The 15715-nt window shown below is 39.6% G+C and carries 8 protein-coding genes and 1 pseudogene; all 9 read right to left on the bottom strand.

All coding sequences use genetic code 11. The features are described 5' to 3' along the window. Positions 1-1103: 1103 nt before the first annotated feature. The 9 genes and pseudogenes from ABR397_RS09980 to ABR397_RS09940 all read right to left on the bottom strand — a co-directional run bounded on the left by ABR397_RS09980 (position 1104) and on the right by ABR397_RS09940 (position 15672). Complete coding sequence (locus tag ABR397_RS09980; RefSeq protein WP_350305618.1) at positions 1104-2006, bottom strand: hypothetical protein; 903 nt, start codon at positions 2004-2006, stop codon at positions 1104-1106. Between the two features lie 406 nt (positions 2007-2412). Beyond that, positions 2413-3408, bottom strand: a complete 996-nt coding sequence (locus ABR397_RS09975) for a hypothetical protein (protein WP_350305617.1) — start codon at positions 3406-3408, stop codon at positions 2413-2415. A 90-nt stretch (positions 3409-3498) separates the two neighbouring features. Then, positions 3499-4512 (bottom strand): cytotoxic necrotizing factor Rho-activating domain-containing protein, encoded by a 1014-nt coding sequence (locus tag ABR397_RS09970; protein WP_350305616.1) that lies wholly within the window; start codon positions 4510-4512, stop codon positions 3499-3501. Positions 4513-4617: 105 nt separating this feature from the next. Then, positions 4618-5289, bottom strand: a pseudogene (locus ABR397_RS09965) (DUF4255 domain-containing protein); the annotation flags it as partial. Between the two features lie 24 nt (positions 5290-5313). Further along, positions 5314-7398, bottom strand: a complete 2085-nt coding sequence (locus ABR397_RS09960; RefSeq protein ID WP_350305615.1) for an ATP-binding protein — start codon at positions 7396-7398, stop codon at positions 5314-5316. A gap of 9 nt (positions 7399-7407) precedes the next feature. Further along, positions 7408-9063 (bottom strand): contractile injection system tape measure protein, encoded by a 1656-nt coding sequence (locus ABR397_RS09955; RefSeq protein WP_350305614.1) that lies wholly within the window; start codon positions 9061-9063, stop codon positions 7408-7410. A 63-nt stretch (positions 9064-9126) separates the two neighbouring features. After that, positions 9127-10362 (bottom strand): tail fiber protein, encoded by a 1236-nt coding sequence (locus ABR397_RS09950; protein WP_350305613.1) that lies wholly within the window; start codon positions 10360-10362, stop codon positions 9127-9129. Positions 10363-10463: 101 nt separating this feature from the next. Then, positions 10464-13823, bottom strand: coding sequence for a hypothetical protein (locus tag ABR397_RS09945; protein ID WP_350305612.1), 3360 nt, complete (start codon positions 13821-13823; stop codon positions 10464-10466). Then, complete coding sequence (locus ABR397_RS09940; RefSeq protein ID WP_350305611.1) at positions 13816-15672, bottom strand: hypothetical protein; 1857 nt, start codon at positions 15670-15672, stop codon at positions 13816-13818. The genes ABR397_RS09945 and ABR397_RS09940 overlap by 8 nt, the downstream gene beginning before the upstream one ends. Between the last annotated feature and the right edge of the window lie 43 nt (positions 15673-15715).

Below are 15715 nucleotides of genomic sequence, written 5' to 3'. Positions count from 1 at the left end.
AGTTCTTCTAAATTAAACATGCCTGAGGATCTCCACGATTTTGTTTTCTTTGACAAAAACTTTGATCGTGCCTCAGGCACTTAGTTCCCTTCTTAAGCAAACCTCAGGTTAGTTATATACCCTATGGATTTCAGATGCATCGTGACGGCAAGGGAGTGAATCCCCGGGAGCATAGGTAACTCTGTGACCGGGGGGAGTGCAGAATATGCAAGTCTTGAAGAAACCGCTTATTTGTTACGCTCATCAGCTAATGCAAAACATTTACTTAAATCAGTAGTTTTCCTTCAGCTAAATTTCTATCATTATCCTTAAAATTGACAAATTCATCATTATAATCACTATCATTAACATATCCTGCATGAGCAGCGAAATTACGTTGTTTTGTTGCAGATTTTTGCTGACCAAATTGTCTTGAAGAGTTGAGGATTAATTACGTCTTTGCACTAAAATCAGATAGCTTCGGTGTTTTCTCTTATAAGCAGACGTGACTGCTTTGGAATCAGGAATATCTAGATGTAATGCATCTAATAATGTTTCATCTGAATTTTTGTTTTCGCAAGATTTGCGTATTTTTTTATAAATATAATTTTTGAACATTTACAAGTCCTCTATAATGGTTGAACTTGTTAAATATTAAATCATCATTACGATGATTTAATATTTAACAGGAGAATGGATTATTTAAAGGAATACGAACATGTTTACTTCCAGATTAACGATGTTGCACTTATTATGTGAATCTACCATATTTAATTATTTGTTAGGTGAGTGATTTCTATTATTTTAGTATAAAAATAATTTTTAATCCCAGTTGACTTATCATAATTTTCTTTAGAAACAATAATGCCAATGTTTATTGAAAATAAAATTAATCGGAATGTAACATTTAGTTTATGTTGGCGTAGATCAATATATTTTCAATATTTCTGCAAGTGATTTTAATAATGGAGAGGAGGAAATAAATAAAAGTGCGCCACAGGTGGCGCAAAAATTATTTGGTCTGGCTTGATATTGTATTGTTATTGGCTACCCATTGGTTGGGTATTATTGATACGAAAAAAATATGATACGAAATACAACATATAAAGATTGGTTAATCTCTTTTATTCCTTTGGACCAGGCATTTTATGCCAGGTGTTTGTGCCTTTCTTTTTGTATGAAGTGATATAATTCAGGGGAATCGGGGTAATAAATGTCAGCTCTTCTGTACGTGTGGGCATCATTGCGACGAATTCTGATTGTTGAAGAGTCTGATGGCTCATCAAAAATGCGGGATAATTAATTCCTCTTTTATCTTGCCTGATTTCTTGACCAATAGTTTCTCTACTCATCTCCTGCGGTTTTAGTTCAGGAATTTCCATCTTGTACAGGTAGGCAGCGTGTCCCCCATATCCACCACAATCTGTATTTATTCCTGTGGATACATAGTTCTGATTTGGACTCCTGACATGTCCTGCCATATGCGCTGATGGTCCATCACTAATAAATGCATCCGTCAATGCATTCTTAACCTCGGTAACATGCTTTTTTGACCATGGATAAAATCCACCTGCTGCTACGATTTTTTCAGGATCCCGATTATCTGCTCTAAAAACAATGACGTCTTTTTGAGCTGTCAATTCTACTTCATGTTTGCCGACAGATAAAGTTGAAGATGTTATGTCATTAAAGCTTGATGTTAATAATGTTTCTGAATCTATAGTGGAAGATGTTGATTGATTAGCGGCTGATATTGAACTTTCCGCAGTTGTAATAACGGGAAGTTTTTTTCCCTGTAAAAATTCTGGCTTTGGTTTTGGCTTTGGTTTATTAATATTTATAGAAGAGCTGCTTGATGAAGAGGGCATCGCAAATTGGGAAGAGGTTTTTGGGGTGTCGGATAATCCTTTTGCATTCAATGCCCTTATACGTTCACTTATTGTCAATGTACGGTTAGTCGGATCCAAATTATCAGTTTGTGATGAGCTTTCTTTTTGTTTTTCACCTTTGTTAGATTCGTTTTCCATATTATCACCTATTTGTTTTGAGTAAGAATGATATTTGTGAGTAAATAATTATATTAATAGCCTATATTTAATTCAATAGTCTTACCCTATAGCACAATGCTGTATGTTTTTATTTTTTCATTTAACTGTCTGTATTTAATGAGTGAATCACAAAATGGATATTTTAATTGAGAGATATTTTCAGACATGTCTTATTTTTTAATAAATATTTTGTCACAATAATAATCTGATTAATCAGAAAAATAACAAAATAGATGTATTTAAAAAATAAATTATTATTTGGAATGGGAAAATAGGGGCGGCATTGCTACTTCCCAGATATTTTCCCTGATTTGGTAGGGTGAAGTGATTGTGGTTAAATGGCGCTGTTTTTGTATTTTAAACGGTTTTAATTATCCTTGCATAATTAACTTTCTCTATTCTCTGATGAAAGTTTTGATACTTGTTTATTAATGCTATTAATTCTGATTTCTATTTTATTTCTTGCCCTTGCTAATGTATCTAAGGTTAATTTCTCTCCCTTTATTTTAGAGGAAAACCCTGAAAGGCTCATTCCATCATTTCCATAGTTTTTACGCATAAATGTGACGGCATCAGAATGGCTTTCATTGAGAACCTCACGGATACTATTGGTGAAATCTAATATATGTCTGGCTTTATCATCACTCAATCCTGCTAATGCTTTATGATGCGATATGGCCAGTTCAGCAAGTTTATAGGCAGGAATTTTTGCCGGTGATATTCTACTGACAATTTGTGACGTTATTAAACCGCCAGTCGTCACTTTTAGATTGTCTTTATTACCGATCTTTTTCTTTATTGCTTTTAAGATAGGGTTTTTATCGTAATGATTGATATCAAATATCATGTTTCTTGTTTTAGGGTAAGGGTGTGCGATTTCCAATTTCTCATTTAATTTTTCAATCGCTGTGTCATTAAGATAATTTAATCCTGTTCCGGCTAATGCGCCAATACCCATGCCCGCCAGAGTACCAATACCCGGTGCTATAGCACTTCCTATGGCTCCGCCAATAGCGCCGCCGGCTATGCTGCCTCCCGTATTTAATAGGGTTTGTAATGCAGTCGTCCCTATATTTTTAGCCGTATTACTGACAGCAGATTCATGGGAGTCCATTGATTTTAAGGTCCAATCTAATTGTTTTAAGTGACCTTTAACCACAACCATCCATTTGTAATATTCGGAAATATTCTCTTTCCAAAATGTATATTCATTAATTTGGTCTGAACTAACAGCACTATTTCCCCTCATGTGATTTAAGTCCAATCCCATACCTAACGATGTGCTACCTATATTATTCTCATCATGTTCAGTCTGTATTGATGATCTTTTAACGCTATTCTCTGAATGTTTGGCATTTTCACTGTGTTTTTTGTTTGGCATATTACCACCTTTTTATTTATCCAAGGTAAGTCTATAAATTAAGATATTATTGGCGGGTGAAATTTTCCCAGCATCATTATTTCAGGCAGATTATAACAACCGTTTTTTAAGTGAATTGATAACCTTAATGGTATTGCCTTTTTTGCCAGGCGAAACAATAGCATCCTCCGATAATACCTTGATGTTCACCTTGCCTTTATCATCCCTGGCTAGCAGCGCGTAGCTGTAACCTGCTCTGATAGCCAGTTTTTCAGGCTTGATTTCGTCATAATTAAAAACGCTGACATTTTCTGCTGTGTTATCAATCACAACGCCCGGTTTTCCCATATAGGTAATGACACTTTGATCATACTTGGCGAAAATATTCACTAAATCATTATTGTGTTCACCAACCGTAACCGGCTCGCTATCCGGTAAAAGGGCTTGATGGCTCTGATTGGTCGTGACAACCCCCTGCCGTCCTGTTTTCCATTCATCATCACCCGGTTTCTGCCCTGTATGATAGGCAAAGAAATTGTTATCTTTCACCGCATACATCATGGTACAGCCGCTCAATGCGCCGGACGTGATAATGACCGGACATTCAGGTCGTATATCCTCCAAAGCAATTTTTATCCCCACGGTTCCCGATGCGCCATTAACCACATTTATACCGATGATATTGGGATCCAGGGTATTTTCTCCCCAATGTACGCCGATTGTTGCCGAACCTGATTCGGAAGAGGTGACTTGGTCGCCGCTAAATCCGGCAATAACGCCATGGAAAGGATTTTTATGATTGGCGTGGCTATCTTTCAGCGGCATCGGCTGTGCAAGCTGATGGTGACTGTCATAGCGATGAGCGATGACCGGTAGGGTAATTGGTGCCTCCTCGCTGCCTACCAATAGCCCCCTATTTTTCAGCGGGGAAATATGCCCTTTGTTAAGCTCTCTATCCGCGAGAAATTGTTTTAATCCTTTAGTTTGCTTGCTTTCATGGTCTTTTTTCACTGGCTGGAGGGGCAGCGGCTCATTTCCATCAGAAAAGTCTGATAATGGCGATATTTTGGCGGTATTTTTAGAACGTCGTCTGGACGTTGTCTGAGAATTAGCACGTTTGAACATGAATAAGTCCTCTTAAGTTAATTATTTAATCACATACTGTTTTATATTGGCGATTCTTGTGATGTTTTATATCGAGATAATGCTGATAAGAAATTACTTCCCGAACTGAACATCTCCTGCGCCATCTAAATCGGCACACAATTTATCTTTCAGAACTTGATTTATTTGCGAGTTGTCAAGGTGAGGTATTTGATCCACAGAAGCGGAGACTTTGCTGATGGGTATTACACTGTCTTCAATATTTTGCAGTTTCATTGGTACGGTAATGGAATACATTAAAGAGAGACGCGGGCGATTACCAAGAGCTTGCCAAAAGTTACCCAGGCTGTTTAAGTTTTCCTGTTGTGGAATAATCCGGGTGTAGGCGCCGGGAATGCCGGTTAATTGGCGATTATTAATTAATGCATTTAAAACCTGTGTCATCACTTGTGCTGCTTGATTATTGGGCTGACTATTCGGGCTGGAACTGTCGCTTGATGGTTTACTGGCATCCCAGTAAGTCATTAAATAGAGACAATTGATATTTACCCATCCCGGCAATAATGTGCTGGTCATCGGGTTATAACGTCTTGGTTCAGCAGAGCGTAATTGTAGATCTTCATTGATATCATAAAGAAATACACTTACTGTCGGTTCTGATTGAGTGGAATTAATTTCGGGTAGATCAAAACGTATATCAATCTTATTCCCATTGGTATTTAAATACTGGGATAAAATATTATTTAATGCGGTATTAACTTCAATAATAGCATTGTCGGAAGCAATGATACTTGTCATGTTGACTCCAATCTTATTAATTTATTAAAAAACCAGTCGGCCTGTTTTATTTAATTCAAGTGTAACTGCACGATCTATATGTTTATTTTCGATTTGTTCACTGTGATCATGTTTCGCTAACATTGATGCTAGTAAAGCAATATTTCTAATGTTAGCGCCGGTCAAGTCAGCTCGTTTAGCCAGATGTTCAAAATCAAGTTCATCGGATAGTTTAAGCTGTTCAGGCCAAATGACTTGCCACATCTTTTTACGTAACGTTTCATCAGGATAAGTGAAACGAGTAATAAAGGTGAAACGACGGTTAAATGCACTGTCCAAATGACTGCGATTGTTGGTAGCTAAAATCACCAACCCGGGATAATTTTCCAGCCGCTGTAATAAGTAAGAAACTTCAATATTGGCGTGTCTGTCTTGGGCGTCTTTGGTTTCACTGCGTTTGCCAAATAAGGCATCGGCTTCATCGAAAAACAGTACGCCGGAATCCGCTTCGGCTAGGTCGAAAATCCGGGAGATATTTTTTTCCGTTTCACCGATGTATTTATTCACCACGGTAGAGAGATCCACTTTAATTAAATCAACACCAAGATGCCCGGCAATCACTTCTGCGGCCATGGTTTTGCCGGTCCCGGATTCGCCGTAAAATAGCGCGCTAATGCCGGTGCCGTAGCCTATTTTTTCCCGAAATCCGGTGGACAGAATCTGATCACGGTAATGAATAGCCGCGATAATTTCTTGTAATTGTTGAGTTAATGCATCTGAAATGACTAAATCATTAAAGTTGCGTTTAGCGGTTATTCTCTGGGCTAATTTGCCGAAATTTTGTTGAGCGCGAAAACTTAATGCCTTATGCAGATCGGTTTCTGCTAATTGGCCTTCTGGTTTCCGTAGTATTTGATATTGGTATGCTTCTTCAATAATCAGTGGTAATGTTTCCGCTGTAAATGAAAAACGCTGACACAATTGAGTGATGCTCATTTCCTCGATGATATTATCCGGCAAGTTTGTTTCCAGCATCGATTTTTTATCTGCCAGTGTGAGGGCCGGCATATCAATTTGCACCATTGGCAGATGTTTAATCCAGACTAACGCCTCTCCCGGCTCTACCAGACAAATGGTTTTTAATCTTGGTTGATTCAATAAAGTGGATAATTCGCTATGCGATATTTTCTTTTCATCTGTGAGTAAAGAAAAGTGACGGATTAATAAGCAAGCATTGTGTAGTCGGGCTTCCCGTACTACGGCTGTCAGTAAGTTAGATATTGTGGTTTGGCTCTCTTCGTCAGGCAGGAGAGCTAAATCGAGAGTTAAAGTATTAATATTATGTGATTCCATAATATGACTGACCGCTATTTCTCTGGCGCTGTCCTGTTTTCCTCTGAGTATAACCAGTGGGTGAATATCGTCTGTTTTATTTAGTAATATTTTTTCAAGTGAATGATAAAGGGTTTGTGGGTACCAACTCTCTGAGTCTGGAGTACACCAATAAACACAGGTTGTCAGAGGCGGTAAAATAACCTGTTGTCCGGATAGAAAATGCCAGACAGCGCTGTGAGTTAAAAATTGCGTTTGTAGCCAGATAGGTTCTTCGTGGTGATTGATTCGTAATAGTTGGTTACTGATTAACGGTGTTTGCGGTAAAAAGCTGTTTTGCACTAATTGCCGGTCACTTTGGCGTTGGCTGAATAGTTCAATCGCTAAAGCAAAACTTGGCCACTGTTTTTTACTGTTACCATTGAGAGCAGCAAATAGTGCATGATAACGGCTGTCGAAATGGGGTAATAAACCCAATAGCAAGGCATCCCGTTCAAATTCAGTCAGTTCAAAACGCTCAACTAATAGTGACAATGGATCAATGGCAGGGTTTTGCGCTGTTTCTGGGTAGCTAATAATAGCTTCCGTTTTAATTAGCCAATGGGGAATGCCTTGTGGTTTTGTCAGACGTTGTTCTAATTCATCTTCGGCGAGTAAAAAGCTTTCCGGTAAGGAATCGTATTTGTCGCACTTTTGGTAATAGTAATGTTGTAACCGCAGATCGATACGTTCCAAATGGGGATAAATCCAGTGTGATTTTGTCGCTATATCGTGGTTAATTGTCAGTGAGTAATCCATATAAACCTTCTAAGTATTTTGCCAGTCAATGCGTAAAGGGCGATCCAACCAGGGAAGTTTGGCGATATTTAATGGCCACGGCCAATCAGCCAATAGCACATCAAACGGCTGATGCTGGATGGTGATTTTGATTGCTTGCTCGTCTGCCAGTAATTCACCCGGTCGTTGTAAAAACAGTTGGCGGACATCATTACGGCTTAATTTTTTCCAGCCGGGAAGTTGGCGGATAACGGCATCCAGCCATTGATCTGCTAGCAATTGTTTTTCCGGCTCGATAGGGATTGATTTAATATCTTTATCGGCCATTAATCCACACAGAAGGTAATTTAGTACTTTTCTTTCTGCTGGTCTCTCTTCGGTGCCCCAAATCAGGTAGTCAAGTAAATTAATAGCATTGAACTGAGCCTGACGATGGATAAATTTCTGTGCTTCAAGCAGGCCAAATTGATTAAACAGCGTGGGTAGCATCGGCCACAGAATTAATATCCCGGCATTATTTACTGGGCGTGGAAGAGGGTGTTCAGGTAATAAATCCTGCTCAGCGTGTGATTCGTTGATGGTTTGAAGTGGGTTGTGGTTATTTCCTCTGATAACCGATGGGTTATCTGGTATTGATAATGCTTGCGGGTCTTCGTCGGTGACTTTTTGATTTGTCGGATGTTGATATTGCTGAATGTTTGAAGAGTTAGCGCCATTCATGAAGGGGTTTATCTCAGATCTATTTTTATCCGTGTGGTTTGGCATAAAGCATTCCAATAGATACTGGTGTTCTTCAACCGACAGGTGCTTTTTGCAAAGCCGTGAAACAGCAGCTGTTTGCCAGAGTTGTTTTAGCCAACTATTTAATGGGATATTGTCGGTCATAGCCTGGCGAAATAATGTAATAACAGGCGTAGCATTAAGTGTACCGTTATTGAGCTCAGTGGTAATACGCGAGATGACTTTCGCATCGGGTTTAACTATTTCCTGTGCATTATGCCGCTGTATATATTCCAGTGCATTGAGTATTACTTGCCCGGAGGAGGCAAGCCTCTCCTGATGTTGTGGTTTGTTTATTCTTTCGGATAATCTGCGGTTGATGGCGTTCAATAAAGCGGGTTGTCTGATAGCTAAAAGCCGTTGCAGGCTATGTTCAGATAAACAGCTTTTTGCTAATAATAACGCTGATTTGTTTTCTATCCGTGTTAATTGATTTATTAATTGCTTAATCTTGATATCACTGTTTTTATGATTTTCTATTGCCTCCGCTGGATTTAATTGGGCCTCTTTTTGATATAAGAAGTGAATGAAACTCTCTACATCAATGAAATTATTAGCGCCAGATAAAGAAGAATTATGGGTAATTTTATTTGGCATTGGTGCATTCAGGCGAATTTCTTCCTTATTATTTGTCTGATATTGGCTTAGTACTTTAATTAATGCAACCTTGAGGCGAGCGGGAAACAATGAATTGAAATCGTGAAAATTTATTTCACCAAGATCCAAGGTTAATGTTTCTAAATAGATATCTTGATTAATAGGATGTTGAGTAAAGAATGTATTGAATAAGTTGTTTATATTGGCTTGATTAAGCAGGGAGCCATGCAATACTTTTTTAGCTACCTGTTGATTATTAGCCTCAATAGTAATGGTAATCCGATTTAACAGATTTGGCTCCGAAGTCATATTGATATGTCCTTGCTAATTATCGAATAATAAATGGTTTAAGTTTATTTGTGTTGAGCCTAATTAAAGCTTCATAATAAAAGCAAGAATATAATAAGGGGGAATAATATTAGCATTAGCATCAACAGCATGGGTGTGTTCCCCCCCATTCCCAGTACTAGATGTGTAAAGGTAATGAGGGCTAACATCGTTTCCTGAAAAAAGGTTTCTTTTTCCACCTATTGTAGCGCTCATAAAATCAAGTTTACCGGGGTTATTATCAATTTGTTTGCTTTCTTTTGTCTCTTTAATATCGCCATATCTTGAGCCTGTACCATTATAGTAAGCCATTCCCCCGATATGTTTGTGTTCTGGTATTTGGCTTAGGGAGAGTTTTGTGCCTTTTATTGTGACCGTGAGTTTTTTATTTGTTGTGCTTATTTTGAACTCTTTAGCATTGATACTACCTGAAGCTTTGTCATTACTCTTTCCATTAATACCAGAAAAATTCCCACCTAAAATAAACCGATCGATTAAATCTGGTGTATCATTCTTACCATCACATAATGCCCATCCTGTAGGAGCGCTATTGCCAGAAAACATCACAATCATTCCTTTGGGGAGTACTTTGTTGGGATCAATACTGACGCCGTTTGAATCAACAGTGATACCATCACCAGGTTTGACTGACACTGTCTGGTTACCTACAATAATGCCATCACCCTGACCAACGGTTATTCCTCCGGTTTTGTCAACCAGACCATCATTAAGTTGTACAGAAAAAATATTATTTTGTAGTGTTAATGGAGAATAACGGGAATTGTTGGTTTTCCCAATATTTAAACTGACACCGTTACTGTCTACTTTAATGCCGTTACCTGCTTTAACTTTTACTCCTTCATTAACTATTTCGATACCATGATGATTATCGACTTCAAGTTTATCGTTATTAATTCTTATCCCTCTGCCGGCATTAACTGCTAATCCGTTAGTGTCAACTAATAAGCTTTTATCCTTAATTTTGACACTTAATCCATCTTTATCTGCTTTTAGGCCGCCGTTGGCGTTAAATTTTACCGACAAGGCACCGGCATCATCCAGTTTCAGGGCTGAATTTGGATTATCAGTCTGACCGGGTGCTTTACCAACGGCTTTGCGGCCCATATCCGCAATATTAATCAAGTCGGCATAATCGGTTTGTAATGGAATACTGCCTTCTTTAAAACGCTTTTTTAGATCATCTGCTGATGGGGAACTGGATTTAAGATCAGTATTTTCCAGATTAAGTTCTGCACTGAACAGATTATATTTTTTTACCATTTTTATCACCTTATATTATGTGTGCTATTACACTAAGATATATTTAAATAATAGAGAAATTCTTAAAATATTATGATTCGGGAATAAATGAGGGGCCTATTTTATATTTTATTTCCATCATAAATAAAATGAAAGCCAAATTTTGTCCGTGTTTCTCCTTTAAGGTCATGAAGATCAGATATGTAATTTAGTGATAAAATGAGAGGTTTTTCGGTATAGAATAATGCGCCAGAAAGATCCTGATTATCGCCTAATACAAATCCATAATAGAATGACCAGCTATTTCCTGCCGGGAGATCATATAAATTCATTGCTTTCCATGATAAGTTAACGCCTACTTTTTTTCTTCCTTTAATATGCAATATCTCATCGGTAATAATACCATTTTTGTTTTTCTTAACTTTGATATAGTAATCTGACCATGTATTAGTTGATTCCTGTACCGCATATTCAGGTCCTATTTTATTATCATCGGTTAAGAAAACCAGTTTTCCTTTATTATCTACAGGTTGATACAGAAATTCGGAGACAACAGTGGCTTGATCATTCTCTTTATTAAGGTCAATATCTACCCGGACTACCCTTTTAGTATAAGGCACATACAGGAGCTGATTGGATTTTATGACGTCTTCGTTCCATTTATCCTCAGATTCGCCAACCACCTCAATACGCTGCTGTTCGGTGGCGATTCGCATACTGCCAATACCTGTTGCGGCAGAAGGCAGACGTCCCAGGGTTAAGGTTTCTAATATATGGTATGCCTCATCCCCTAAAGGCGCGTCATTATTTTGCCAGCGTTTATAGGTGCTGGTAAAATCTTCGAAATGTTCCTCTGAAAGCCAGTGAATAATCATGGAAATATGAGCGGGGAATTCAGCTAAAATCTCAGTTTTCACCCAAGATTCCAGTTTGTAAGGATCAACAAGTTCATTCTCAATGAGTTGGCGGTTAATCACGACGCTCACTACAAATGAAAAGCGATCAGCTAAAGCATATTCTTCGCTGGAGAAATACCAGCGATAACGCCAAGCTTCTGCTTCTAATGGAAAGTTATTCTGTGAATCTTTGTTGCGTTTAATTAATATTTTACCCTTAATGCGATCAAATTTAATTACGCGCGCCTTGAGTTCATATTCGGATTTAGGTTCGGTGCGAACTGTACGAGCTGATATTTTTTGGGATGGCCCAGCGGGTGTAATGACATATTTCAGCGTGATTTCGTCATTTACTTTGATCATTGCAGGGAAGGGGCTTTGGGCGCTGGAGGTAATCCAACGTTCATCTTCGGCAGCATTTTGATAGGTTTCACTGGCGTAAACCAGTTGATAATCCATATCTTCCAGCCACACTGGGCTATTTTGCCAGCGCAGTTTGCCATCATCAAATGCCCGTTGCACCCTGTGCAGATTGTGCTCCAGATCCGTGCTGTTACGAATTCCAAGAGAGAATGTATCTCCTGTCGCCTCGGTGATCATTTGGCCCCGTAACGTAAATTCTCGGTCATCTTCAATGATAATCAGATTAATCACTTGGCCTTGTAATAACCGGCCCGCTGAATTTTTCTGTGTGATCTTTAATTGGTCATCTTCAATTTCCAGAGAATCAGGTTTTTGCTTAATATCGAATGTTGCGTCGGGTTTTATCGGCAATAATTGGCGATGCTCAATCAAATAGAAAGGCAGTTCAGCCAGATCGGGCGTGTCGCTGAAGCATTCCCCGCCTAAACCCAACCGGGCCGCAATCCGTTTTTGCAGTGCCGATACTTTATCAATACGAATATTATTACGTTGATAGGTCAGCTCTGGTTGTTGAGCCAGATAGCCGCGCTGGGTAGAGAGAAAATCCTGTGGATCGAGCGTCAATGGTCTGGCTGCGCGTTGAGTACCAAAATAGCCCAACAGATAATTCAGAATCGTCAGCTCTTTTGCATAATTTGCATAGTCTTGTTCTTGAATATCATCAATATAGATTTGTGAATCATGACTTAGTCTGGTCATTAAATCGGACACGATATTTTGATGAACGTTCTGGCTGACCGTATTATCTTTAAAAGGCCATTGCACGCCGTATACTGCTTCTCCCCGTTGTTTAAACGCCAACAGTTTCGGCAACAGAGCGAGTTCAGCGCAGCCATTAGCCAGCATTTGTTCAAAAGGCAGCATAAATTGATGTAACTGTATTTGCTGTTGAGTATTGGCGTAAGTTTGCAAGCCATAGCAGGCAGGTAATTTATTGCTTACCGGGTAATAATCCAAGACTTTACGATGTTTGCCCCAGCCCAGTAATTCAGGTTGGATATCAATCAGAGGTTCTGCAATTATTTTTTCTTCCACTTGTGGCTTAGATACGACAACTTTAACCCCGCCTTTGGCAGTAATAGTGAGTGGGCCGGTTGGTGAGGTAATTAATGTTAATGGATCTTTTTTCCAGAGTCTGGGGTAGTATCCCTGCGCGATTTTCCAGGACCAATTATCTTTCTGGCATGGAGAAATATTGCCATCGTGCTCGCCTAATGTGAATCGGGTAATGCTTTGTATCCCTTTAATTGCCAGTAACTGATTAACCAAGCGGCTTAGATTTAATACGGTAGAGTTGGTGTAATCTTTGGCTTGAGGTAATTCCGGTATCCAGCCGTGATGTAAATAAGGGCCGGAAAATATCTCTTCATTACTGTAACCTTGTTCTTTCATGACTTGGGTGGTATAGCGTAATGGTTTTGCCAATACCATCTGTTCCGTTGTCATATAGACTTTGGCGAAGATATCGGCAATATCTTTAACATCGTCGTCCAGCTCAATATCAAGCTGTAATAAGAAATCCGTTGGTTTTAGCCAGATAATGTTACTGACGGATTCTCCCAAATTCCGATTATCTTTTAGGAAATCTTTCAGCCGCTCTTGAGCCAGTGTTTTATTATCTTCCGTTTCCCGGCTGGGCAGTAAATAAAGCCAGTAGTTTCCTCTTAGGGCTAATTGGCTATCTGCTCCGGAATTTTTAAAGCTGTATTCACGTTTCTCTTTGTTGTACCAATATTCATAGCGTTGATTGTCAGGTTCACGAATGAGCTGTACATCGTTAAAGAAAAAATAACCTTCACTTGTTTCATTAACTGTGTCGCTGCTATGTAAGTCCAGTAAAGCCCGACGATAATCTTCCGCAGTGATGGGGCCACACGTCAGTATTTGTTGCGGACCGAACTCTTTAGGGAAAATACCGTCGCCGGATATCTGCTCTTCTTTTTTCGGCGTAAGCAGATCTTTGAGTGGTAATGAGTGACGGTAAGCCAGATCGGAGGCGCCATAACAACACGCTTCTAATAAGGTAATACCGGGATCATTTTCACTGGTATTGCTCCAGCATTGGCCGGATTGTTGCTCAATAACCGTTTTGGCCTGAGTGAGTAAGGCATCAAAGGTAATGTCATTTTTGACGATGGGAAACAGGGCGTCCTGATTATTCATTGTTAACTCCTTGGGTTGAGTTTGGCCAGACTAAAATCAGCACTTCATCATCGGCGGCCCCGATACTGTTGCCTACGGCAGGGGTGGATGGGTCATCTTTAGTTGCGCTGGTATTGCTCGCCGGCGGGATAACTTTTTCCAAAGTTAAATCCGTGACCCGTTCAACCAGAGGGGATTGTTGGATGGCGGCTAATAACGGGTAATAATCAATGTGGTTACCTGTCGCCACGCCGATAGCCGTATTTTCTCCCCACGGCATATATTTTCGGCTGAGTTCCTGCTGTAGCTGATGGTGACCATAGGCGGGGTTAATACCTGAAATAAATTTCACTTGATAATTGACATTGACGTTAATGTATTTTGGGTGATTGATCTTAATCGTTGTCCAGGGGCTGCTTAATTGGCTTACCCATTCGATCATCTCTGTCAGCCGGGCTGGGTTCAACTCTGGACGCAGTGCATCATCGTTATCTTTGTAGCGACTGTTGGGGATCACAATCAGTTGTTGTTCTTTCGGCGCTGGGATTTTAGTTAACTCACTGGCAGAAGGGTATTTGACATCAAATAGGCTGACAAACTGCTCTTTTAACAAGGTGACAATGTTTCCCCAGCTCAACACCCGGTTACGGTGAGATAACCGGGCCGGGATCCGCGTCAGGAAAATTTGTGAGGTTTCTTTTGGGTGACCATCCCAAGATAGCCAAGGTTGAGTCACACCACTGATGGCAACGGATGCGTTGACTGGCTGTTTAATGCTTTCTGCGGCTAATCCGGTGATGAAGTGATCCTGCTCAATGGTTTCTGCGTTGATTAACCTAGCGGTGACGGCGTTATACAGGATGCCTTTAATTCGTGGGTAATCCTGGGCTTTAACCTCATTGGTTATCTCTGCTTTCAACCAGTACCGTCCCGCTGGCATCAAGGCTGCCTGATTTGACGTATCCAGTGGCAATAGTGTGCGCCAGATCCCCCGGTCAAATAGGTTACGGGTTTGGTCGTGGACCAGTTGATTGATTGGCTGCCAGATATTTTTCTGATTTAGATAAGACCAAGATAAATTAAGTTCTTTAACCCCTTCTAATTGCCAGTATAAAGATAAAGTTTGTCCCGGTAATACATTGGTGAAGCCTAAGTAGAATGTGTCATGGGTTAATGACGATATATTTGCTTCACCCCAATTCAGGTGGTCAGGTTGAACCTCAAGATCATTGGATGTTTCGCTAAAAAGTTGAATACCGTTTTTGGGGAATTCAATGTTGTCTGAGTCACTTAATAGTATTGCTGATTTCCAGACATTGCCATCTTTCCGATACCAACGCAGATCGGTTAATTTTCCCTGATTCGCCAGTAAATCCGTCTCAGATGCATATTGTAACGGATTACCGGTATTGTCTTGCCCCGCATCAAACAGCGTTCCCTGGGCTACCAGAAATTCTGGGTTGTCCGTATTCAGAGTAATTCCGATAGCAACTTTATCTGCTTGAGCTTTTTTGGGTTCCAATCCCAATAATTCCCGGTAATAAAGATCACGGTGTCGTGCTGGAAAAGTATTTAATAATCGGTTGGTTGTTTCTAATAGCTTTAAAAAAGCCAATATAAAAGCTTGATGTGCCGGTAAAGATCCATCCGCTTGATTAATGTTTTGGTAAATATCCGCTAATTGCTGCGGATGATTTTCCTGAATAAAATAGAAACTGTCCCAGAACTGATTTTTGGCTTGATCGAAAGGGATGTTTTCAGCGTAGGCTTTAAGCCAGTTTAAAATATCCAGCGTACTTCTTTCATCAAGTTTAAACGCAGTATCCGGCACAATAGCAGAGAGTTTATTATCTAACTCGGCCTGTCCCATATTTATACCACCTGTTATTCGAATATTCCTGATAGATTTTCAG

Source organism: Photorhabdus viridis (assembly GCF_040256935.1).
Lineage (GTDB): Bacteria > Pseudomonadota > Gammaproteobacteria > Enterobacterales > Enterobacteriaceae > Photorhabdus > Photorhabdus viridis.
This window is presented reverse-complemented; position numbering and strand designations above follow the sequence as displayed.

Excerpts from the sequence above, each read along its gene's own strand:
- ABR397_RS09980 (WP_350305618.1), bottom strand. The coding sequence starts at position 2,006 with ATGGAAAACGAATCTAACAAAGGTGAAAAACAAAAAGAAAGCTCATCA.
- ABR397_RS09940 (WP_350305611.1), bottom strand. The coding sequence starts at position 15,672 with ATGGGACAGGCCGAGTTAGATAATAAACTCTCTGCTATTGTGCCGGAT.
- ABR397_RS09960 (WP_350305615.1), bottom strand. The coding sequence starts at position 7,398 with ATGGATTACTCACTGACAATTAACCACGATATAGCGACAAAATCACAC.
- ABR397_RS09970 (WP_350305616.1), bottom strand. The coding sequence starts at position 4,512 with ATGTTCAAACGTGCTAATTCTCAGACAACGTCCAGACGACGTTCTAAA.
- ABR397_RS09975 (WP_350305617.1), bottom strand. The coding sequence starts at position 3,408 with ATGCCAAACAAAAAACACAGTGAAAATGCCAAACATTCAGAGAATAGC.
- ABR397_RS09950 (WP_350305613.1), bottom strand. The coding sequence starts at position 10,362 with ATGGTAAAAAAATATAATCTGTTCAGTGCAGAACTTAATCTGGAAAAT.
- ABR397_RS09945 (WP_350305612.1), bottom strand. The coding sequence starts at position 13,823 with ATGAATAATCAGGACGCCCTGTTTCCCATCGTCAAAAATGACATTACC.
- ABR397_RS09955 (WP_350305614.1), bottom strand. The coding sequence starts at position 9,063 with ATGACTTCGGAGCCAAATCTGTTAAATCGGATTACCATTACTATTGAG.